Origin of the sequence: Anaeromyxobacter oryzae (assembly GCF_023169945.1) — a bacterium.
Classification (GTDB): domain Bacteria; phylum Myxococcota; class Myxococcia; order Myxococcales; family Anaeromyxobacteraceae; genus Anaeromyxobacter; species Anaeromyxobacter oryzae.
Genome location: NZ_AP025591.1, coordinates 1,772,717 through 1,792,578, shown reverse-complemented (window position 1 = coordinate 1,792,578; position 19,862 = coordinate 1,772,717). Strand labels below are relative to the sequence as shown.

The following is a 19,862-nucleotide window of genomic DNA, read 5'->3' as shown; positions in this document are numbered from 1 at the left end:
GACGATGCGGACGGGATCCCAGAGAGACGGCGCGGACGCCGGCGGGCGCGGGCGATGATCCTGCTCGCGGCCGCGTCCGTGATCCTGCTCGCCGGCGCGGGGCTCGCGCTGGCGCTCCGGGACAACGTCCACCGGGGCTGGGCGAGCCTCGCCACCCAGGCCGGCGCGAGCGTCCTCGTGCTCGCCGCGGTGCTCCCGACGCTGCTCCGGGGCGGCGACGTCCGGTACCGGGTCGCCTGGTCCTACCCGGTCGAGAGCATCGCGGTGCACCTCGATCCCCTCGGCGCGTTCTTCCTCGCCTGGTCGCTGCCGATGACGCTGGTCGGCACCGCGTACGCGTTCGGCTACCTGCGCCCGTACTTCCGGACCCGCAACGCCGGGGTGCAGTTCGCGCTGCTCAACATGATCTCCCTCTCGTTCGTGATGGTCTACACGCTCGAGAGCGCGTTCCCGTTCCTGCTCGGCTGGGAGATCGCGGCGGTCTCCGCCTGGCTCCTCGTGGTGTGGGACTACCGCAACCAGAAGATCCGCTTCGCCGGCTTCAACTACCTCGTCTCCACGCACGTCGGGCTCTTCGTCCTCCTCGCCGCGTTCATGGTCCTGCACAGCCAGACCGGCTCGATGGACTTCCAGTCGTTCTCGGCCTTCCTCCAGCATCCGAGCCGGCTGCGCAGCGTCACGTTCCTGCTGCTCGTGACGGCGTTCGGGCTCAAGTCGGCGTTCTTCCCGTTCCACACCTGGCTGCCGCGCGCCCACTCGGCCGCGCCGGCGCACGTGTCGGCGCTCATGTCGGGGGTGATCCACAAGGCCGGCCTCTTCGGCCTGCTCCGGTTCACGCTCCTCCTCGGCGAGCCCGAGCCCTGGATGGGCTGGTACCTCGTCGGCTTCTCCGCGCTCTCCGCGGTCGTCGGCGTGCTGTACACGACCTCGCAGCGCGACCTGAAGCGGCTCCTCGGCTACTCCTCCACCGAGAACGTCGGGATCGCCGGGATCGGCTTCGGGATCGGCTACCTCGGCCTCGCCTGGCACCAGCCGGCGCTGGTCGCGCTCGGGTTCACCGGCGGCGTCCTCCACGTGCTGAACCACGCCCTCTTCAAGTGCCTGCTCTTCTACGCCGCCGGCGCCGTCTACCGGTCGACCCACTCCGTCGACCTCGAGCGGCTCGGCGGCCTCGCCCGGCGGCTGCCCTGGACCGCCGGCTACTTCCTGCTCGGCGCGCTCGCGATCTCTGCGCTGCCGCCCTTCAACGGGTTCGTCTCCGAGCTGCTCGTGTACGCCGGGCTCCTGAACCCGGCGGTGCCGGCCGGGATCCCGCGGGTGCTCCTCGTGGCCGGCGCGGCCGCGCTGGCGTTCGTGGGGGGCGTGTCGGCGCTCGCGATGACGCGCGCGTTCGGCGTCACCTTCCTCGGCGCCCCCCGCGACGCGAAGATCCACTGCGAGGGAGAGGTGTCGCGCTGGATGCGGGGCGCCATGGCCGTGCACGCGGCCGGCGTGGTCCTCGTCGGCCTCGTGCCGGGCGTCGGGCTCGCGGTCGTGGACCGGCCGGTGCGGCTCTTCCGTGCCCGGGCCGGCGCGATGGCGCTCGGCGACCTCGAGCCCGTCCGGGCGCTCGCGCCGGTCGCGTGGATCGCCGCGCTCGTCGTCGGCGTGCTCGGGGCGCTGCTCCTCGTCCGCCGCTGGCTCGCCCGCGGCGCGCCGGCGCCCCGCCACGTGACCTGGGGCTGCGGATACGGCGCCCCGACGCCGCGGATGCAGTACACGGGAACGTCCTTCGCCTCGCAGTTCGCCGCCCTGTTCTACGCGGTGCTCCCGCACCACCGGCGCGCGAAGCTGCCCGAGGGCCCGTTCCCGGAGAAGGTCGGCCACCTCAACACGCACTGCGTGGACGCCGTGGAGAAGCGGATGTTCGAGGTGATGGGCGAGGGGGACCGGTTCGTCACCCGGCTCGCCGCGCGGATCCCCGCGGACCTCGGCGTGTCGCTCGGCGCGGGGCTCGTCGTGCTCGCGGTGATGGTGGGGCTGGTCCTCGCCGGGACGGGAGGCCTGCCATGACGGCGCTCCTCGTCGTCCTCCACGCCGCAGCGCTCGTCGGGCTGCCGTTCCTGCTCGTCGGCATCGTGAACCGCACGAAGGCGCTCTGGGCGGGGCGGAAGGGGCCGCGCCTCCTGCAGGCGTTCTCGGACTTCCGGCGGCTCCTCGGGAAGCGCCCCGTCTACTCCGAGGTCACCACCGAGATCTTCCGCCTCGGCCCGCTCGTGGTCCTGGCGAGCACGCTCGTCTCGGCGCTGATGATGCCGGTGCTGGGGGGCTTCGCCCCGATCTCCTTCCCGTACGACTTCGTGGCCGTCGCCTACCTGTGGGGCCTCGGGCGCGTCTTCACGATCCTCGCCGCGCTCGACACCGGTAGCTCGTTCGAGGGGATGGGCGCGAGCCGCGAGGCGACCTACGCGGCGCTCGTCGAGCCCGCGCTCTTCCTCGCGCTCGGGACGCTCGCGGCCGCGACGGGCCACGGGACCTTCGCCGAGCTGGTGGGTCTCGGCGTCCGCGGGCCCGCGCAGGCGGTCGTGACGGCCGGCTGCGCCGTCGCCTTCTTCATCGTGCTGCAGGTCGAGGCGGCGCGGGTCCCGGTGGACGATCCGACCACGCACCTCGAGCTCACGATGATCCACGAGGTGATGGTCCTCGATCACTCGGGGCCGGACCTCGCCGCGATCCAGTACGCGGCGGCGCTCAAGATGATGCTCTGCGCGTCCGTCATCGCCTCGCTGCTGAACCCGCTCCGGCCCGCGGACGGCGTGCTCCTCGTCGCGGCCGTGAACCTCGCCCTCACGGCGTTGGTCGCGGTGGGGGTCGGGTTCGTCGAGTCGCTCGTCGCGCGGCTGCGGCTCCGCACCGTCCCCGCGTACGTGCTCGTCGCCACCGTGTCGGCGCTCGTCGCGCTGCTCACGACGGCGTGGTGGCAGGGGAGCCCGGGATGACGTACCTCCTCGTCGCGTTCCTCGCGGTCGCCGTCGCGCCGCTCCTCGTCGCGACCTGGCGGACGAGCCTCGTCGGGCTCGCGCTCCAGGGGCTGCTGCTCACCGCGATCTTCCTCCAGCGCGGCTGGCCGACGACGGCGTCGGGCGCGGTCCTCCTCGTGGACCTGCTCCTGCTGCGGACCGTGTTCGTGCCGCGTCACCTCTACCGCATCCTCCGGCGGCAGAACGTGCCGCGGCGGAACGACGTGATCCCGGCGAACATGATCTCGTGGACCGTCGCCGCGGCCCTCGTGTACGCCGGCTTCCGGTTCTCCGAGCGCGTGGTGCCCGGGGGCGGGGAGGAGGCGATGCACGTGGCGGTCGTCGCCGCGGCGCTGCTCCTCGCGTTCCTGGTGCTCGCCACCCAGCGCCGGACCTTCGGCCTCGTGGTCGGCGTGCTCCGCCTCGAGAACGCCATCGCGCTGTTCGAGCTGGGCGCCGCCGAGACGCTGCCGCTGCCCGTCCAGCTCGGGGTGACCGGCGTCCTCCTCCTGACCGTTCTCACCTTCGGGTCGTTCGTCACCCGGATGCGCGCGGAGCCGGCCGACGTCGCCGGCGCCGCGCCGAGGCAGGCTCCATGATCCGACTGCTCGCCGGGCTCGTCCCGGCCGTCGGCGCGCCGGTCGCGGGGATGAAGCTCCTCCGCCCGCGCGCCGTCCAGCTCCTCGCCGTCGTCGCCGCCCTGGACGCCGCGCTGGCGCTCGCCGTGGCGTTCGGCACGCCGGCGGGCTCGGTGGTCCGGGTGGTCGACGGCTTCTTCGTCGTCGACGCCACCTCGCGCCTGTTCCTCCTCGTGGTGAACTTCGTCTTCCTCGGGGTCGCGGCCTACGTCTGGACGCGCGTCCGGGACACCCCCGAGCTGCAGGAGCGCATCGAGCGGCTCGTCACGTTCTCGCTCGGGTTCATCGCCGCGGCGAACCTCGCGATCCTCTCGAACCACCTCGTCGCGATGTGGGTGCTCGTCGAGCTCACCACGCTCGCCGCGGTCCCCCTCGTGCAGCACCGCGGGACGGCGGCGCGGCTCCGCGCGTCGTGGAAGTACTTCCTGTTCTCGTCGGTGGGCCTCGCCCTGACGCTGCTCGGGTTCGCCTGTCTCGCGCGCGGGATGGAGGCCTCAGGCGCGCGGGAGGCGACGTTCTTCCTCGACGGCCTCGCCGAGGCCGCGCGCCAGCCGACGGACGTCTGGCGCCGCCTCGGGCTCGTCCTCGTCCTCCTCGGGCTCGGGACGAAGCTCGGGCTCGCGCCGATGTACGTGTGGCTCCCGGACACGTACCAGCAGTCGCCGCCCGCGGTGACGGTGCTCCTCGCGGCGGTGCAGTTCAACGTCGCGCTCGTCGCCGTGTTCCGGGTCGTCCAGATCTACCACCGGACGGACCAGGACGTGATCAGCGCCGAGCTCGTCACGCTCGGCCTCGCCACGATGGCGGTGTCCGCGTTCGGCATCATCGCCACGCGCAACTACATCCGGCTCATCGCGCTCGCCTCGCTGAACCACGGCGGGGTCATCGCCATCGGCCTCGGGATCGGCGGGGTCGCCGCCTACGGCGTCGTCCTCTACGCGGTGAGCAACGCCTTCATCAAGGCGATCCTGTTCCTCACCGCGGGGAAGATCGAGGCGCACTACCGGACCGAGGACGTCCGGGAGGTGTCGGGGCTCCTCAAGGACATGCCCTACAGCGGCCTCTTCTTCATGGTCGGCACGTTCGCCCTGCTCGGCTTCCCGCCGTTCGGGAGCTTCCTCGGCGAGCTCATCGTGATGAGCGGGCTCATCGGCCGCGGCTACTACGGCGTGTTCGCCGCGTTCTGCACCATCCTCACCGCCACGTTCATCGCGACCGGCCGCTCGGTGTTCCCGATGATCTGGGGCGAGCCGCGGAAGCGGGTCGACTGGGCGAGCCAGCCGCTCGCCACGATCCTCCCGAAGCTCGTGTTCCTCGCGTGCCTCCTCGCGATGGGGCTGTACCTGCCCGCGCCGGTGAACGCGCTCTTCCGGCAGGTCGCCGCCGGGCTGGGGGCCCAATGACGACCCTCCTCGTCCCGGTGAAGGACCTCGGCGCCGAGCCGAGGGAGTTCTTCGCCAGCCTCCACGCGCGCCTCGAGGGCGGCGCGCGGGCGGTCACGTTCTACGGCCAGCCGTCGGAGGACCCCGCGCGCCTCGAGCTCACCGCCGTGCTCGAGGAGAAGGGCCGCCGCCTGTCGGCCACGCGCACCGCCATCCCGCGGGAGAAGGGCTTCCACGCGCTCACCCGCGACTTCCCCGCGCTGCACGTCTTCGAGCGAGAGATCTTCGAGCAGCACGGGGTGAAGCCGCACGACCACCCATGGCTGAAGCCGGTGCGCTTCCCCGGCGCGGGGGCCGAGCGCATCGCCGAGTACCCCTTCTATTCCATCGAGGGCGCGCAGGTGCACGAGGTGGCGGTCGGCCCGATCCACGCCGGGGTCATCGAGCCGGGCCACTTCCGCTTCATGTGCCTCGGCGAGACCGTCCACCACCTCGAGATCCACCTCGGGTACCAGCACCGCGGCGTCGAGCGCCTGCTCCTCGCGCGCGATCCCAGGGTGCTCGCCCCGCTCGTCGAGACCATCGCGGGCGACGCGAGCGTCGCGCACGCGTGGGCGTACGCCGACGCGCTCGAGGCCCTCGCGGGACTGCGGGCCGGTCCCGACGTCGAGGCGTCGCGCGCCCTCGGCCTGGAGCTCGAGCGGATCGCGATGCACCTCGCGGGCCTCGCGGGCCTCGCGACGGACATCGCGTTCCTGCAGGGCGCGGCGACCTACGGCCGGCTGCGGACCACGGCGATCAACGCCTCGATGCTCGTGTGCGGCAGCCGGTTCGGGCGCGGCTGGGTCCGCCCCGCCGCGCTCCGCGCCCCGGTCGACGCGGCCAAGCACGCGGCGCTCCGGAGCGCGCTCGAGCTCCTCGCGCGCGACCTCGCCATCGTGAACGCGCACTTCCAGAGCGCGTCGACCGTGCTGCACCGCCTCCGCGGCGTGGGGACGGTCACCCGCGAGCAGGCGCTCGAGGTCGGCCTCGTGGGGATGGCCGCGCGGGCGAGCGGAGTCGTCCGCGACAACCGCGCCAGCCTCCCCGGCGAGCCGTACACGAGCCGCCCCATCGCGCCGGTGGTGGAGCAGACCGGCGACTGCTGGGCGCGGGCGCGGGTCCGCATCCGGGAGCTCGACGCGTCGATCGCGTGGCTCGGAGCGCTCCTCGACGCCCACCCGGCGCTGGAGCGCGCCGCGGATCCGGTCGGCGCGCTCGCGCCGGACACGCTCGCGATCTCCGTTTGCGAGGGCTGGCGCGGCGAGGTCGTGCACGCGCTCGAGACCGACGGCGCGAGCCGGCTCCGGGCGTACCGGGTGCAGGATCCCTCGCTCCGGAACTGGATGGGGCTCGCGCTCGCGGTGCGCGAGAACGACATCTCGGACTTCCCCATCTGCAACAAGAGCTTCGACCTGTCGTATTGCGGAAACGATCTCTAGAGAGGCGAGCGGGAATGCTGAGCGCACTTCGAGTCCGGATCTCGCAGGGGAGGCAGTACATCCCCGACGTGCGCCGCGTGACGCTGAAGGGCTTCCGCGGGCTGCCGGTCCTCGGCGCGGAGGCCTGCGCCGACGGGTGCCGCGCCTGCCTCGACGTCTGCCCCGCCGCGGCGCTGTCGGTCGCGCCGCTCCGGCTCGACCTCGGGCGTTGCCTGCTCTGCGGCGAGTGCGGCGTCGCGTGCCCCCAGGAGAAGATCGCGTTCACCGTCGAGCACCGGATCGCGGCGAGCGCGCGCGACGCGATCGTCCTCGGCGAGGGCCCCGCGGCGCCGCCCGCCGTCGCCGTGTCCGAGGCGCTCGCCCGCGCCTTCGGCCGCTCGCTGAAGCTCCGGCAGGTCTCCGCCGGCGGCTGCAACGGCTGCGAGCTCGAGCTGAACGCGCTCTCGAACGTGAACTTCGACCTGGGGCGCTACGGGATCGAGTTCGTCGCCTCGCCGCGCCACGCCGACGGCCTCGTCCTCTCCGGGCCGGTGACGGCCAACATGGCCCAGGCGCTCGAGCTCGCCTGGGACGGCATGCCCGACCCGAAGTTCGTGATCGCCTGCGGCGCTTGCGCGATCTCCGGCGGGCCCTACGCCGACTCGGCCGTCCTCGACCGCTGCTTCCTGGGCCGCTTCGCGCCGAGCCTCTACGTCCCGGGTTGCCCGCCGCACCCGCTCACCTTCGTGAACGGGATCCTCGACCTGCTCGGCATCGACGTCCCGGCGGCGCCGCGCCGCTGACGGACGGCGGTCCGCCGGGCCCGTAGCGCCCCGGCGGACCGCGTCCTCCCCCTCGACCCGCTAGACCGTCCGGCGTCGCGGGCCCATCACCATGCCCGCGATGACGAGCAGGACGATGGCGCCGATGAGGCTCCCGATGAAGCCCGTGGGCTGGAAGCCCGTGACCGAGCTCCCCGAGATCGCCGACGCCACGAGCCCGCCGACGAGCGACCCGGCGATCCCGAGCAGCGTCGTCATCACGAACCCCATGCCCTGCTTGCCCGGCACCACCGCGCGCGCGATGAGCCCGATGATGAAGCCGAAGATGATCCACGCCAGGATTCCCATGCCTTCGCCCTCCCGACGAGCAAGGTAGGCCTCCGCGGGCGTACGTGCTCGCCCGTCCGCGGCACGCGCGCCTAGGCGGGCGGACGCCCATCCGGTAAAACCAGGAGCGGAATGGGCAGCGCGCCTCCAGCGTTCCGCGTCCTCCTCGTCGACGACGAGCCGGTGATCCGGGCGCTCGTCCCCGCGATGCTCGAGGGCGACGGGGTCGAGGTCCGCTGCTGCGCGACGGGCGCGGCGGCGGTGGCCGAGGCGCGGAGCTGCCGGCCCGATCTCGTCCTGCTCGACGTCGTGCTCCCCGGGCTCGACGGGCTCTCGGTCTGCCGCATGCTCAAGGCGGACCCCGCCCTCGGCCGCGTGCCCGTCCACATGCTGACCTCCCGCTCGCGCCCGGCCGATCACGCCGCGGCGCAGCGGGCCGGCGCCGACGGCTACATCGAGAAGCCGTTCAAGGGGCAGGTGCTCCAGGCGCTCGTCGCCGCGCTGCGCGGACGATGATCGCTCGCTCGTACGCGCGGTGAGCCCCCGGGCGGGTTGGCCCTTCCTTGACGTTTCATCCCCCCCCGGGTAGCGTCGGAACCCGGCACGACGAAAGGAGTTCTCCTCCGTGCGGCTCCCGAAGCGCCTCCTCGCCGTCCCCGCGTTCGCGCTCCTCGCCGGGTGCGGCCCCATCCAGTCCACGAGCGCGCTCATCGACGCCGACGTGGAGCTCGAGGCCGCTCGCGCCGCCGGCGCCCAGACCACCGCGGTGTACGAGTACACGGCCGCCGAGGTCTTCCTGCACAAGGCGCGCGAGACGCAGGGCCGCTCCCAGTACGAGGCGAGCGGCCGGTTCGCGCAGAAGGCGGCCGAGCTCGCGAAGAGCGCCCGCCAGAAGGCGCTCGAGAGCTCGAACAAGGCCGAGGAGACCCCGTGATCCGCGCCCGCGCCCTCCGGCTGGCCTCCGTGGCCGGCCTCGCCCTCGCGTGTGCCGCGGGCGGCAAGCTCCGGCAGAACGCGCAGGTCGTCCGCGCCGACGTGGACAAGGCCCGCAAGTCGGGCGCGCTGCGCTGCGCGCCGAGGGAGCTCGCGCTCGCCGAGTCGAACGTGGAGATCGCGGACGAGGAGATCGCCTACGGCCACGGAAGCCGCGCGAAGGAGCACCTCGAGACCGCCGAGCGGAGCGCGAAGCGAGCCCTGGATCTCTCGAAGGCCTGCGGCCCGACGCAGGTGACGATCGCAAAGAAGCCCCCCGAGTACGCGAAGAAGCCGGCGGTCGTCATCGAGAAGACGGACCGGGACGGCGACGGCGTGCCCGACCTCGAGGACCGCTGCCCCGACGTGCCCGGCAAGCCGGAGTTCCAGGGCTGCCCGGACACGGATGGCGACGGCATCCCGGACTCGGAGGACGCCTGCCCGAAGGACCCGGGGCCGAAGGAGACGCAGGGCTGCCCGGTCGTGAAGGACACCGACGGCGACGGCATCCCCGACGACATCGACCGCTGCCCCCTCGACCCCGAGGACAAGGACGGCTTCCAGGACGAGGACGGCTGTCCCGATCCCGACAACGACGGCGACGGCATCGTCGACAAGCTCGACGCGTGCCCGAACGAGCCCGGGCCGCTCGAGAACAAGGGCTGCCCGGTGCTGGACCGCGACGGCGACGGCGTGCCGGACGCCGCTGACCGGTGCCCCGACGTGAAGGGCCTGAAGGAGCTCGCCGGCTGCCCGGACTCCGACGCCGACGGCATCGCGGATCCCGACGACAAGTGCCCGCTGAACGCGGGGCCGAAGGAGAACGGCGGCTGCCCGGACGTCGACCGCGACGGCGACGGCATCCCGGATCGCCTCGACAAATGCCCGGACCAGATCGGCCCGGCGCCCGACGGCTGCCCGAAGAAGTACACGCTCGTCGAGGTGAAGAAGGAGCGGATCGAGATCAAGCAGCAGATCCACTTCGCCTACGCGAAGGCGACGGTGCTGCCCGACTCGTTCGCGCTCCTGAACCAGGTCGTCCAGGTGCTGAGCGACTTCCCGAAGATGAAGGTGTCGATCGAGGGCCACACCGACTCGACCGGGCCCGAGGCGAACAACATGCGCCTCAGCCAGAAGCGCGCCGACGGCGTCCGCGACTACCTCGTCGGGAAGGGCGTGTCGCCGGAGCGGCTCGAGACGGTCGGCTTCGGGCCGACGAAGCCCATCGCGTCGAACAAGACGGAGAAGGGGCGCGCGCAGAACCGGCGGACGGAGTTCCGGATCGTGACGATGGAGTAGGGTTCCCGTTCGTGGTGAGCCTGTCGAACCACGAACGGGCGCCGCGGGCCCTTCGAGAGGCTCAGGGCGATCGGAGACGCTCCACCCTCACGCCTCGTCGGGCTCCGGGAGCGTACCCTCGGCCTTCATCAGCTCCCGCATGACGACGGTCGCGTACGAGCCCTTCGGCAGCTCGAAGCGCGCGCGGTAGCCCTCGCCGTCCTCCAGCGGCTCGAGGGCGACCTCGACGCGCAGCCGCGCCGCGCGCCGCGTGCCCTCCGCCTCCCCGCCGCCGCGGGCGAAGTCGGCGAGCGCGATGCCCTCCTCGGCGAGGAGCCGCTCCTCCCGCGCGAGCGCCTCGCCGGCTGCGGCGCGGAGCTTGTGCCCGAACATCGGGCCCGCGGGCGAGACCTCGAACCGCACCACGCGCGCCGTGTCGGTGGCCGGGTCCTCGCAGGTGAAGAGGCCGCCCGTGTCGAGCTTCTTCAGCACGTCGCCGGCGAGCGCGGTCCCGAAGAGGCCGTCGTGGAGCCGCGCCACGAGCCAGCGGTTGAACAGCTCGGCCTGGTACGCGGAGATGGAGAGCCGCTTCAGGAAGCGGTCCCGGACGGCGCGGCCGGTCTCCGCGGTGCGCTCGCCGCGGAGGAGCGCGCGGCCGACGGCGGCGTTCCGGCCCTCCGCGCCGAAGCGCTGCGGGCCGAAGAAGTTGGGGAGGCCGCGCGCCGCGAGCGCCTCGGCGCAGGCGCGTGCGCGGGCGAGGTCGCCGCCGCGCACCGCGAGGACGAAGCGGTTCGACCGGACGTGCCCGGGGCGGAGCTTGTTCGCGTGCCGGGAGAGCTCGAGGACGGAGATCCCCGGGGCGGCGAGCGCGGCGGGGTCGGGCTCCTTCGCGAGGGGGAAGGACAGCCACTGCGTCGTGACCGCCTCCTTGTCCTTCAGCCCCGCGTAGCCGGCGTCGCGCTCCGGGACGCCGAGGACGCCGGCGAGGTGGCGCAGCACGTCCCGCGTGGTGCGCCCGCGCTTCTCCACGCGGACGTACAGGTGCGGACCGGCGCCGGAGGGCAGGTACGCGGGCACCTCGTCGACGCGGAAGTCCTCCGGCGAGGCGCGCAGCGCGCCGCCCGAGCCGGGGAGGTCGAGGGTGACGAAGGGGAGCGCCGCCGTCATCGGGCGCCCTCGACGAGCCCCTCGAGCGCCACGAGCCTCGCCTTCACCGCCAGGCCGAGCGCCTCGTCCGCGTCGCGGCCGATCCGCTCGCCGGCGAGGAACAGGTAGAAGAACAGCAGCTCGCGGAGCGCCTCGAACAGGAGCCGGGCGGGATCGGCGGACGGCTCGAGGCGGGCGAGGACCGCGCCCTTGATCGCGGCCACGTTCGCGAGGACGGTGGTCTCGTCGACGGCGCCGTCGTTCCCGTGGGCGGCGCGGGACCAGACCGGCGAGAGCGCGTGCTGACCGTCGGCGAGGAACGCGCGGACCGCCGCGAGGAAGGCCGGGCGCCCGGGCTCCGGGATCGCCGCCGCGGCGAGGCGCAGGACGGCGTTCATCCCCGACGCGATGGCGGCGAGGCGCGCGCCGGGATCCGCCGCGGCGGCGGGTGCCGCGACCGCCTCGACGTGGCCGGCCTCCGCGAGGTGGTACAGGATCTTCGTCGCGTCGAACTCGGAGAGGTGGGCGGCGGTCGCGACCTCGGCCACGGTGCGGCGGCCGTCCACGAGCGCGAGGAGGGACTGCTCGGCGGGCTTCAGCGTCGCCGCGCGCTTCGGCTCCCGGCGCCGCAGGTACGCCTGGGCGGAGGGGATCCGCGCGCGGAACAGGCTCATCTCGTCGATGCGGCGGATCCCGTCCATGAGGAGGGACTGCGTCGAGACGGCGAGCGGGGTGCCGGGCCGGTCGGTCACGTCCTCGTCGATCATGTGGAACGTGCCGTCGGCGGCGAGGAGGATGGCGTGGAACACCGCCGTCACCTGCTCGTGGAGGCACTTCCAGAGGTCGTTCGCGGACAGGATCCCCTTGTCCACGAGGGCGCGTCCGAGCGGCGCGCCCGCGCCCGCGCACTGCGCGACCTGGGCGTCCGTGACGAAGCCGAGCCGGACCGCCACCTCGCCGACCCGCTCGCCCGGACCGGTGGACCGGGCGTTCCGGACCTCGCCGTCCTTGAACGCGATGGCCCGCTCGGCGCCCGCGGACGCGACCGTGAGCACCCCCGAGAGGCGCGACTGGTGGACGAACGCGATGAAGTCCGCGATGGGGAACCCGGCGAGATCGCCGGCGAGGAAGCACCGCGGCCTCGGCGCGACGCCGCCGACCGCCGGGGTCCGGCGCGCGACGACGAGGTCGGGTGCGGACGGGAGGAGCGCGAACCGCCCGGCGCGATCCGCGAGCGCGCGGCGGACCTCGTCCGACTGCGGGACGAGCCGGCCGTGCGCGTCGATGTCGAGGACGAGGGCCATCGCCCGTTCAGTCCCGGTCCCACCCGTGGTTCTTCTGCCATTCCTCCTCGTCCGCGAGCGAGCGCTCGAGCGACTCCGGCGCGAAGTCGAGGGAGTGGCGCCGCCCGTCGAGGTAGAGCGTCGGCGTCCCGTGGAGCCCGGCCGCGCGCGCCTCCGCCTGCGAGCCGCGGACCTTGGCGAGGTACTTCCGGGTGGCGAGCGCGTCGCGGAGGTCGGACTCGTCGCCGCCCGCCTGGCGCGCGGTCTCGGCGAGGCCGTCGAGGGAGTGGTCGGGCGTCGTGAAGAGCGCGTCGTGCATCGTCCAGAAGATGCCCTTCTCCCGCGCCCACTCGCCGGCCTGCGCTGCCTCGAGCGCGCCCGGGTGGCTCTCGATGGGGAACGGCTTGTAGAAGAGCTTCACCCGGTCGGCGCGCTCCTTCACGAACGCCTCCAGCGTCGGGCGGAGCGCCTGGCAGAACGGGCAGGTGAAGTCGGAGAACTCGATGATCGTGATCGGCGCGGCGGCGTCGCCGAGGGGCGGGCCGAAGTCGGTGGGGTCGAGGCGCGCACGACGGTCGAACGACGCGTAGTACTCGCCGAGCACCTTCCGGACGTCGGCGACGCGCCCCCCGGCCGCGGCGATCCGGACCGCGAGGCCCGCCTGCCTCGGGGCGTGCTTGCAGGACGCGTGGGTCCGCAGGCACTGCGAGACGGTGTGGGGGCAGCCGCAGTGGCAGAACTCGGACCGCGCGTACTCGGCCACGACGGCCTTCTGGTCGTCGGACAGCCCCTCGAGCGACACGCCCGGGACGACCTCCTCCGGCGTCGCGTTCGCGGCGAGCGGGGCCACGCCCGCCGGGGCGGTGGCCTGGCCGCCCGGCGCCGGGCCGGACGACGCGGAGCGGCAGGCGAGGGCGCTCACGGCCAGGGCGGCGAGGACGGTCTTCTTGGTGGCGTTCATGGAGGGGTCCCGGGGTGCGGCTCGTTCGGAATGCCGGCCGAGCACGAGGAGGCGATCGCGGTAGGGCCGAGCGGGCGGATTCTAGTACGAGACGGCGGGACGGCCCCGCCTTTGATGGTGGCGGGGGCAGCGCGGACTCCTTACAAGGGGGCGGGCGTGGAGCACTTCGACACACCGCTGGAGCGAGGCGCCGTCCGCAAGGAGCCGGGCGGGAAGCTGCGCATCGCCCTCGTCTACCCGAACACCTACCGCCTCGGGATGGCGAACCTCGGCCTCCACGCGGTCTACCGGCTGCTCAACGCCGACCCTCGCACCGCCTGCGAGCGGGTGTTCCTCCCGGAGGACGGCGGCGTGCCGCGCTCCGTGGAGTCGGACCTCCCGCTGGGCGGCTTCGACGTGATCGCGTTCTCGCTGTCGTTCGAGGAGGACGCGGGGCACGTCCTCGAGCTCCTCGACGGCGCCGGGCTGCCGCTCCGCGCCGCCGCGCGCGACGGCCGCCACCCGCTCGTCGTCGGCGGCGGCATCGCGGTCCAGATCAACCCGGAGCCGCTCGCGCCCTTCTTCGACGCGTTCCTCGTCGGGGAGGGCGAGGTGCTCGTCGCACCGTTCCTCGCGCTGCTCCACGCCGCCGTCGCGGAGTCCACCCCGCGAGACGCGCTCCTCCGCGCCATCGCCGGCCTGCCCGGCGGCTACGTCCCGGCGCTCTACGACGTCGCCTACTCCGACTCGCACGCGCCGGAGGGCGCGTGGGTGACGCGCTTCGTCCCCCGGGAGGGCGCGCCGGAGCGCGTCCGCCGCCTGTACGTCGAGGACCTGCGGCAGGTCCCGACCTCGCGGGTGGTGGACTCCCCCGACGCCCAGTTCGGCGATCTCTTCCTCACCGAGGTCGCCCGCGGCTGCCTCTGGGGCTGCCGGTTCTGCGCGGCCGGGTTCGTGCAGCGCCCGTACCGCGAGGTGGACCTCGAGGTCCTCCGCGGCGAGGTGAAGGCCGGGATCGAGAAGGGGCTGCGCATCGGGCTCGTCGGGCCGGACACGAGCGACTACACGGGGCTCGACCCGCTCACCTGCTTCATCGGCGAGAAGGGCGGCACCTTCAGCCCGTCGTCGCTCCGGGTGGACGCGATCACCGAGGCGCTGTCGAAACGGATGGCGGACGGCGGGGAGCGCTCGATCACCATCGCGCCCGAGGCGGGCACCGAGCGGATGCGCCGGGTCATCAACAAGGACTTCACCGACGATCAGATCGTGAAGGCCGCCGAGAACGCGCTCTCCCAGGGCATGCAGCACGTGAAGCTGTACTTCATGTGCGGGCTCCCCACCGAGACCGACGACGACCTGCTGGGGATGGTCCGCATCGCCGTCCGGATCCGCGAGGAGGTGATGCTCCCGTGGGCCCGGAAGCGCGGGCGGATGGGGCGCATCTCGCTGTCGGTGAATCCGTTCGTCCCGAAGCCGTGGACGCCCTTCCAGTGGGTGCCGATGCAGGACCGGAGCTGCCTCGAGGCGAAGCGGAAGCTCCTCGAGCGCGAGCTCAGGCCGAAGGGCATCGACGTCGACTTCTTCAGCCCGCGCGAGGCCTACGTCCAGACGCTCCTCTCCCGCGGGGACCGGCGCTGCGCCGACCTCCTGGAGCTCGCGCACCGGGAGACGGGCGGCGACCTGCGCAAGGCGCTCCAGCGCTGGGACGAGGACCCGGACTTCTTCGTCCTGCGCGAGGCGGGGGAGGGCGAGGCGCTGCCCTGGGACTTCATCGACCAGGGGCTCACGAAGCGGTTCCTCGCCCGCGAGTGGCGGCGCGGCGTCGGCGCGCGGATCACGCCGAAGTGCGCGGTCGACACCTGCCGCGCCTGCGGGCTCGCCTGCGCGGATCACCCGGAGCTCCAGCCCGCCGTGGTACGACTCGGCGCGTGACGGTCGAGGAGGCGATGGACGAGGCGCTCGCGCTGGCCCGGTCGGCGGCGGCGCAGGGCGAGGTGCCGGTGGGCGCGGTGGCGCTGTTCGAGGGCCGCGTCGTCGGCCGCGGCGCCAACGCCCGCGAGTCCGCGCGCGATCCCACCGCGCACGCCGAGCTGCTCGCCATCCAGGAGGCGGCGCGGGCGCTCGGCCGCTGGCGCCTCACCGGCGTCACCGTCGTCGTCACCCTCGAGCCGTGCGCGATGTGCGCCGGCGCGATGGTGCTCGCGCGGATCGACCGGCTCGTCTTCGCGGCCTCCGATCCCAAGGCCGGGTGCGTCGGCTCCCTCCAGGACCTCTCGGCCGACCCCCGCCTGAACCACCGCTTCGAGGTCGAGCGCGGGGTCAAGGCCGCCGAGGCGAGCGACCTGCTCCGCGCCTTCTTCCGGGCGCGGCGCTCGGGGGCCGGAAACGAATCCGACCCCTGACCTTCCCCCTTGGCACGCGGGGGGAGATCGGTTAAACCCGCCGGCGGAGAGCTGGCCGAGCTGGTCGAAGGCGCCTGACTCGAAATCAGGTGTACCGGCAACGGTACCGGGGGTTCGAATCCCTCGCTCTCCGCTTATCAATTCGGGAGAGGTGACCGAGCGGCTGAAGGTGCACGACTGGAAATCGTGTGTACCGGGAACGGTACCGTGGGTTCAAATCCCACCCTCTCCGCCAGCATGCCGTCCCGCGCACCGTTAGATAGGTGAGGGACCGAGCCGGTGGATCTGCCGGGTGAGCCGGCCCAGAATCCTCGGGCGACGTGGGGGCCTTCGAACCCCGCCAGGCCCGGAAGGGAGCAACGGTAGATGGTCCTCCGTGCGCCCGGGGATTGTGGGCCGGCTCGTTTGTTTGGTACCTGACCCCGCGCGTCCGATCGCGAGCGCAGGCGAGCGCCGCCCCCACTTCCGATGACCTACCTCGTCCTCGCCCGCAAGTACCGACCGCAGCGCTTCGGCGAGATGTCCGGCCAGGAGCACGTGGTCCGGACGCTCTCGAACGCGCTCAAGACCGGCCAGCTCGCGCACGCCTTCCTGTTCACCGGGCCGCGCGGCGTCGGCAAGACCACGACCGCCCGCCTGGTCGCGAAGGCGCTCAACTGCGAGAAGGGGCCCACCGCGGAGCCGTGCGGAGTCTGCACGCCGTGTGTCGAGATCGCGGAGGGGCGCGCCGTCGACGTGGTGGAGATCGACGCCGCTTCGAACAACGGCGTCGACAACGTGCGCGACATCGTCGAGGCGGTGAAGTACCGGCCCGCCCGCGACCGCTTCAAGGTCTTCGTCGTGGACGAGGTCCACATGCTCTCCCAGGGCGCGTTCAACGCGCTCCTGAAGACGCTCGAGGAGCCGCCGGAGCACGTGAAGTTCGTGCTCGCCACGACCGACGTCCACAAGGTCCCGGAGACGATCCTCTCGCGGTGCCAGCGCTTCGACTTCCGCCGCCTCACGCTCCAGCAGATCGCGGACCAGCTCGGCAAGGTCGCGGCGGAGGAGGGGATGACGGTCTCGCCCGCCGCCCTCGCGCTCGTCGCGCGCCAGGCGGAGGGCGGGATGCGCGACGCGCTCTCGCTCCTCGACCAGGTGCGCGCGGCGTGCGGCGACGCTCCCGCGGACGACCAGGTCGCCGAGGCGCTCGGGGCGGTGGACGCCGCGGCGATCTCCCGCATCGCCGGCGCGCTCGTCGGGCGCGACGGCGCGGTGGTGCTCGCGGAGATCGAGGCCCTGCACGCGAAGGGGCTCGAGGTGAGGCGGATCGCGGAGGAGCTCGTGCGGCACCTCCGGAACGTCGTGGTCGCGCGGCTCGTCCCGGACGCCCGCCTCGACCTCCCCGACGCGGAGCTCGCCGAGGTGAAGGCGCAGGCGGGCGGCGCCGACCCGGCGCAGCTCACGCGCCTGTTCGATCTCGCGCAGCGCGCGGTGGTCGACGTGAAGCTCTCCGAGCAGCCGCGGTACGCGCTCGAGGTCGCGCTGCTCGAGGCGGTCTTCCTCGCGCCGGGTGCGCAGGTGGCGGAGCTCATGGGCCGTCTGGAGGCGCTCGCTCGCGGTGCGCCGCTGCCGTCCGCGCCCGCGCGGCCGCCGCCCGCCGCGAGCGGCAGCAGCGGGGGCGCGGGTCCGGTCCGGCCCGCGGCGCCCGCACCGGTGCCCCCCGCGCCGTCCGGGAGCGGCTGGCGTGACCTCTCCGGCTTCGGGAGTCCTGCGCCCGCCGCCCCGACCCCGACCCAGGCTCCGAGCGCGACGCCGGCTCCGAGCGCGGCCCCGGCCCCGAGCGCGACCCCGGCCCCGGCCCCGGCCCCCACCGGCTCACCGACCGATCGCTGGCGCGCCGCCGTCGACGAGGTCGAGAAGGCGAGCCCGGCCGCGGGCCCGGCGCTGAAGCAGGCCGCGCTGCTCTCGATGGTCGACGGCGAGGTCACGATCCAGCTCCCTCAGGGCATCTTCTCGGCGACGATCGAGCGGAAGCGGAACGACATCGAGGCGGTGTTCGCGCGCTTCTTCGGCCGGCCGACCCGGATCACCGTGAAGATCGGGGCCGCCGCGCCCGCGACCGGCGCCGCCTCGCCCGAGGCGGCGCCCGCGCCGTCCATCGCCGCCGCCGACGCGGCGGAGCGGCTCGCGCGCACCCGCCGGGTGAAGGACGCGGCGCGGAATCACCCGAACATCAACGACGCCGCGAAGCTCCTCGACGGTCGCATCGACGACATCGAGGAGCTGAAGCCCTAGCCGCGCACGCGGCACCGAGGAGCCCTCATGGACATTCAGTACTTGATGCGCCAGGCCCGGAAGCTCGAGAAGGCGATGGCGGACGCGAAGGAGAAGCTCGCCGAGATCGCCGTCGAGGGCGAGAGCGGTGGCGGGCTCGTGAAGGTCGCCATGAACGGGAAGTGCGAGGTGACGAAGCTCACCATCGACCCGAAGGCGGTCGACCCGAACGACAAGGCGATGCTGGAGGACCTCGTCACTGCGGCCGTGAACGCCGCCGCCGAGAAGGCGCGCGCCGCCGCCGACGAGTCGATGCAGAAGGCGACCGGCGGCATCAAGCTGCCGGGGATCACCGGCTAGCGCATGGCGGTCGCGGACCCCATCGCGCGGCTCGTGAAGGAGCTCGCGAAGCTCCCCGGGATCGGCGAGAAGACGGCGCAGCGGCTCGCCTTCCACATCCTGAAGGCCGGGCCGGGCTACGCGGGCGACCTCGCGAACGCCATCGCCGGCGTGATCCGCGACGTCCGCCTCTGCTCGTCCTGCCAGACGCTCACCGACCAGGATCCGTGCGGGATCTGCCGGGACCCGGAGCGCGACGCGCGGACGATCTGCGTCGTCGAGGGCGTGCCCGACCTGCTCGCGATCGAGCGGACGCACGAGTACCGCGGCCGCTACCACGTGCTGCACGGCGCGCTGTCCCCGCTCGACGGCATCGGCCCGTCCGATCTCAAGATCCGCGAGCTGCTCGTCCGGCTCGAGCAGTCGCCCGCGGACGAGATCGTCGTCGCGACGAACCCCGACGTCGAGGGCGAAGCGACGGCGCTCTACCTCACGAAGCTGCTCAAGCCGCTCGGGCTCAAGGTCACGCGGATCGCCCAGGGAGTTCCCATGGGCGGGGATCTCGAATACGCTGACCAGGTGACGCTGGCGCGAGCGCTCGCCGGCCGCCGAGAGCTATGATCCCCCACGATCGCGCGGTACGGCTCGCCGCGGCGACCGCCCTCTTCCTCGGCGCCGCGTGCGCGACCGGCTCGCGGCGCGGGGTGTCCGGCGCGCTGGCGCCGCCCGGCGATCGCGTCGCCCTCGGGCTCGTGTTCGGCCAGGACCGCGCCGCCGTGGAGCGGGCGCTGGACGTGGACGGCATCGGGCACCGCGTCGCGGACGGCGATCCCGACGTGCTCGTCGCGGACCGCTGCTCCGGCGTACCCGCTCCCGGCCCGTGCCGCCTCCTCTTCGGCGAGGAGGGGCTCTACGCCGGGCAGGTCGAGGTGCCCGCGGCCGAGGAGGGCGCGCTGGTGGACGCGGTGGCGCACGCGCTCGGGCCGCCCGCGCGCCGCGGCGACGGCGCCTCCGTCGACGGCCTGCCCGCGCTCGTCGCGACCTGGGAGCGGCCGGCCTGGTCCGTCGGCGTCTCGCGTCACGCTCCGAAGGACGCTCCCGCGGTCGCGGTGCTGCACGTCCAGTGGGAGCCGGCGGCGCCGCCGGTCGCCGCCGGCGTGCCCCTCGGGCGCCAGCGCGTCGACGTCGAGCACCTCCTCGACCGGCAGGGCGCCACCGTCGTCCAGCGCGACTCCGGGTCGACGACCTACCTCGGCTGCCCCGGCGGCGCGCCGGACGTCGTGTCCTGCGTCGTGACGTTCCGGCGCGGTCGCGCGGCGGAGGTCACCGAGGTCCACCCGACGCCGCCCGAGGATCGCGACGCGATGGCGGCGTGGCGCGAGCTGTCCGACCGGCTGGAGGCCGAGATCGGCCGCACGCCGGCGAGGACCTGCCCCGATGCCGGGCCGGACCGGATCGCCGGGGACTGCACCGCGACCTGGGCGACGGATCGCCTGGTGGTCGTGGTCGGCGCGCACCGCAACGCCGGCGCGCGTCATCGCGGTACGATATCCGTCTACACCGGCTTCACGTACCCGCCGCTCGCCGCGCGTGAAGGCGAACCCGACGTCGAGGCGTCGTCGCCTTGACCGCGCGAGTTGATCCCCCGCGTGAACCCG

The 19,862-nt window shown here is 73.6% G+C and carries 19 protein-coding genes, 2 tRNA genes and 1 other RNA gene; 18 read left to right on the top strand and 4 right to left on the bottom strand.

From position 1 onward, the window contains the following. Positions 1-54: 54 nt before the first annotated feature. The 6 genes from AMOR_RS07870 to AMOR_RS07845 are packed head-to-tail and all read left to right on the top strand — an operon-like array spanning position 55 to position 7,282. Positions 55-2,052, top strand: a complete 1,998-nt coding sequence (locus AMOR_RS07870) for a proton-conducting transporter transmembrane domain-containing protein (RefSeq protein ID WP_248360255.1) — start codon at positions 55-57, stop codon at positions 2,050-2,052. Next, positions 2,049-2,978 carry a respiratory chain complex I subunit 1 family protein gene (locus tag AMOR_RS07865; protein WP_248360254.1) on the top strand — a complete coding sequence of 310 codons (930 nt, stop codon included), beginning with the start codon at positions 2,049-2,051 and terminating at the stop codon, positions 2,976-2,978. Before AMOR_RS07870 ends, AMOR_RS07865 begins: the two co-directional genes overlap by 4 nt. Continuing rightward, on the top strand, positions 2,975-3,598 hold the full coding sequence (locus AMOR_RS07860) for a hypothetical protein (protein WP_248360253.1): 624 nt from the start codon (positions 2,975-2,977) through the stop codon (positions 3,596-3,598). Before AMOR_RS07865 ends, AMOR_RS07860 begins: the two co-directional genes overlap by 4 nt. Then, on the top strand, positions 3,595-5,040 hold the full coding sequence (locus AMOR_RS07855) for a proton-conducting transporter transmembrane domain-containing protein (protein ID WP_248360252.1): 1,446 nt from the start codon (positions 3,595-3,597) through the stop codon (positions 5,038-5,040). Before AMOR_RS07860 ends, AMOR_RS07855 begins: the two co-directional genes overlap by 4 nt. Beyond that, positions 5,037-6,500 (top strand): hydrogenase large subunit, encoded by a 1,464-nt coding sequence (locus tag AMOR_RS07850; protein ID WP_248360251.1) that lies wholly within the window; start codon positions 5,037-5,039, stop codon positions 6,498-6,500. The genes AMOR_RS07855 and AMOR_RS07850 overlap by 4 nt, the downstream gene beginning before the upstream one ends. Before the next feature lie 14 nt (positions 6,501-6,514). Continuing rightward, positions 6,515-7,282, top strand: a complete 768-nt coding sequence (locus tag AMOR_RS07845) for an NADH-quinone oxidoreductase subunit B family protein (RefSeq protein WP_248360250.1) — start codon at positions 6,515-6,517, stop codon at positions 7,280-7,282. Between the two features lie 60 nt (positions 7,283-7,342). On the opposite strand, the gene AMOR_RS07840 is transcribed toward AMOR_RS07845, so the two are convergent. Next, positions 7,343-7,609 (bottom strand): GlsB/YeaQ/YmgE family stress response membrane protein, encoded by a 267-nt coding sequence (locus AMOR_RS07840; protein ID WP_248360249.1) that lies wholly within the window; start codon positions 7,607-7,609, stop codon positions 7,343-7,345. 111 nt (positions 7,610-7,720) lie between these two features. On the opposite strand from AMOR_RS07840, the gene AMOR_RS07835 reads away from it, so the two are divergent. From AMOR_RS07835 to AMOR_RS07825, 3 genes are all read left to right on the top strand, one after another. Continuing rightward, on the top strand, positions 7,721-8,104 hold the full coding sequence (locus tag AMOR_RS07835) for a response regulator transcription factor (protein ID WP_248360248.1): 384 nt from the start codon (positions 7,721-7,723) through the stop codon (positions 8,102-8,104). A 109-nt stretch (positions 8,105-8,213) separates the two neighbouring features. Further along, positions 8,214-8,522: a hypothetical protein gene (locus tag AMOR_RS07830; RefSeq protein ID WP_248360247.1), complete on the top strand. Its 309-nt coding sequence runs from the start codon at positions 8,214-8,216 to the stop codon at positions 8,520-8,522. Continuing rightward, on the top strand, positions 8,519-9,859 hold the full coding sequence (locus AMOR_RS07825; RefSeq protein WP_318653857.1) for an OmpA family protein: 1,341 nt from the start codon (positions 8,519-8,521) through the stop codon (positions 9,857-9,859). Before AMOR_RS07830 ends, AMOR_RS07825 begins: the two co-directional genes overlap by 4 nt. Before the next feature lie 87 nt (positions 9,860-9,946). On the opposite strand, the gene truD is transcribed toward AMOR_RS07825, so the two are convergent. From truD to AMOR_RS07810, 3 genes are read right to left on the bottom strand one after another with little or no spacing between them, the layout of a single operon-like run. Beyond that, positions 9,947-11,005 (bottom strand): tRNA pseudouridine(13) synthase TruD, encoded by a 1,059-nt coding sequence (gene truD, locus AMOR_RS07820; RefSeq protein ID WP_248360246.1) that lies wholly within the window; start codon positions 11,003-11,005, stop codon positions 9,947-9,949. Next, entirely contained in the window at positions 11,002-12,288 is a 1,287-nt protein-coding gene (locus tag AMOR_RS07815) for a DUF4388 domain-containing protein (protein ID WP_248360245.1), read from the bottom strand. Before AMOR_RS07815 ends, truD begins: the two co-directional genes overlap by 4 nt. 7 nt (positions 12,289-12,295) lie before the next feature. Further along, positions 12,296-13,228, bottom strand: coding sequence for a DsbA family protein (locus AMOR_RS07810; protein ID WP_248360244.1), 933 nt, complete (start codon positions 13,226-13,228; stop codon positions 12,296-12,298). A 156-nt stretch (positions 13,229-13,384) separates the two neighbouring features. Between AMOR_RS07810 and AMOR_RS07805 the strand changes: the two genes are divergently transcribed. The 9 genes from AMOR_RS07805 (at position 13,385) to AMOR_RS07765 (ending at position 19,832) form a co-directional block, all read left to right on the top strand. After that, complete coding sequence (locus AMOR_RS07805; protein ID WP_248360243.1) at positions 13,385-15,139, top strand: radical SAM protein; 1,755 nt, start codon at positions 13,385-13,387, stop codon at positions 15,137-15,139. A gap of 14 nt (positions 15,140-15,153) precedes the next feature. Further along, complete coding sequence (tadA, locus tag AMOR_RS07800; protein WP_248362483.1) at positions 15,154-15,609, top strand: tRNA adenosine(34) deaminase TadA; 456 nt, start codon at positions 15,154-15,156, stop codon at positions 15,607-15,609. A 45-nt stretch (positions 15,610-15,654) separates the two neighbouring features. Further along, positions 15,655-15,742: transfer RNA gene (locus AMOR_RS07795), tRNA-Ser, on the top strand. Between the two features lie 12 nt (positions 15,743-15,754). After that, positions 15,755-15,844, top strand: a tRNA-Ser gene (locus AMOR_RS07790). A 68-nt stretch (positions 15,845-15,912) separates the two neighbouring features. Beyond that, positions 15,913-16,006: signal recognition particle sRNA small type (gene ffs / locus AMOR_RS07785), an RNA gene on the top strand. A 71-nt stretch (positions 16,007-16,077) separates the two neighbouring features. Further along, positions 16,078-17,886: a DNA polymerase III subunit gamma/tau gene (gene dnaX, locus AMOR_RS07780; protein ID WP_263009839.1), complete on the top strand. Its 1,809-nt coding sequence runs from the start codon at positions 16,078-16,080 to the stop codon at positions 17,884-17,886. 27 nt (positions 17,887-17,913) lie between these two features. Beyond that, entirely contained in the window at positions 17,914-18,225 is a 312-nt protein-coding gene (locus AMOR_RS07775) for a YbaB/EbfC family nucleoid-associated protein (RefSeq protein ID WP_248360242.1), read from the top strand. 3 nt (positions 18,226-18,228) lie between these two features. Then, positions 18,229-18,825: a recombination mediator RecR gene (gene recR, locus AMOR_RS07770; RefSeq protein ID WP_248360241.1), complete on the top strand. Its 597-nt coding sequence runs from the start codon at positions 18,229-18,231 to the stop codon at positions 18,823-18,825. Then, positions 18,822-19,832, top strand: a complete 1,011-nt coding sequence (locus AMOR_RS07765; RefSeq protein WP_248360240.1) for a hypothetical protein — start codon at positions 18,822-18,824, stop codon at positions 19,830-19,832. The genes recR and AMOR_RS07765 overlap by 4 nt, the downstream gene beginning before the upstream one ends. The last annotated feature ends 30 nt before the right edge of the window (positions 19,833-19,862 follow it).

What these genes read in the sequence shown, in the direction of transcription:
- AMOR_RS07870 (WP_248360255.1), top strand. Translation starts at nt 55, where the DNA reads ATGATCCTGCTCGCGGCCGCGTCCGTGATCCTGCTCGCCGGCGCGGGG.
- AMOR_RS07865 (WP_248360254.1), top strand. Translation starts at nt 2,049, where the DNA reads ATGACGGCGCTCCTCGTCGTCCTCCACGCCGCAGCGCTCGTCGGGCTG.
- AMOR_RS07860 (WP_248360253.1), top strand. Translation starts at nt 2,975, where the DNA reads ATGACGTACCTCCTCGTCGCGTTCCTCGCGGTCGCCGTCGCGCCGCTC.
- AMOR_RS07855 (WP_248360252.1), top strand. Translation starts at nt 3,595, where the DNA reads ATGATCCGACTGCTCGCCGGGCTCGTCCCGGCCGTCGGCGCGCCGGTC.
- AMOR_RS07850 (WP_248360251.1), top strand. Translation starts at nt 5,037, where the DNA reads ATGACGACCCTCCTCGTCCCGGTGAAGGACCTCGGCGCCGAGCCGAGG.
- AMOR_RS07845 (WP_248360250.1), top strand. Translation starts at nt 6,515, where the DNA reads ATGCTGAGCGCACTTCGAGTCCGGATCTCGCAGGGGAGGCAGTACATC.
- AMOR_RS07840 (WP_248360249.1), bottom strand. Translation starts at nt 7,609, where the DNA reads ATGGGAATCCTGGCGTGGATCATCTTCGGCTTCATCATCGGGCTCATC.
- AMOR_RS07835 (WP_248360248.1), top strand. Translation starts at nt 7,721, where the DNA reads ATGGGCAGCGCGCCTCCAGCGTTCCGCGTCCTCCTCGTCGACGACGAG.
- truD (WP_248360246.1), bottom strand. Translation starts at nt 11,005, where the DNA reads ATGACGGCGGCGCTCCCCTTCGTCACCCTCGACCTCCCCGGCTCGGGC.
- AMOR_RS07815 (WP_248360245.1), bottom strand. Translation starts at nt 12,288, where the DNA reads ATGGCCCTCGTCCTCGACATCGACGCGCACGGCCGGCTCGTCCCGCAG.
- AMOR_RS07810 (WP_248360244.1), bottom strand. Translation starts at nt 13,228, where the DNA reads ATGAACGCCACCAAGAAGACCGTCCTCGCCGCCCTGGCCGTGAGCGCC.
- tadA (WP_248362483.1), top strand. Translation starts at nt 15,154, where the DNA reads ATGGACGAGGCGCTCGCGCTGGCCCGGTCGGCGGCGGCGCAGGGCGAG.
- dnaX (WP_263009839.1), top strand. Translation starts at nt 16,078, where the DNA reads ATGACCTACCTCGTCCTCGCCCGCAAGTACCGACCGCAGCGCTTCGGC.
- AMOR_RS07775 (WP_248360242.1), top strand. Translation starts at nt 17,914, where the DNA reads ATGGACATTCAGTACTTGATGCGCCAGGCCCGGAAGCTCGAGAAGGCG.
- recR (WP_248360241.1), top strand. Translation starts at nt 18,229, where the DNA reads ATGGCGGTCGCGGACCCCATCGCGCGGCTCGTGAAGGAGCTCGCGAAG.
- AMOR_RS07765 (WP_248360240.1), top strand. Translation starts at nt 18,822, where the DNA reads ATGATCCCCCACGATCGCGCGGTACGGCTCGCCGCGGCGACCGCCCTC.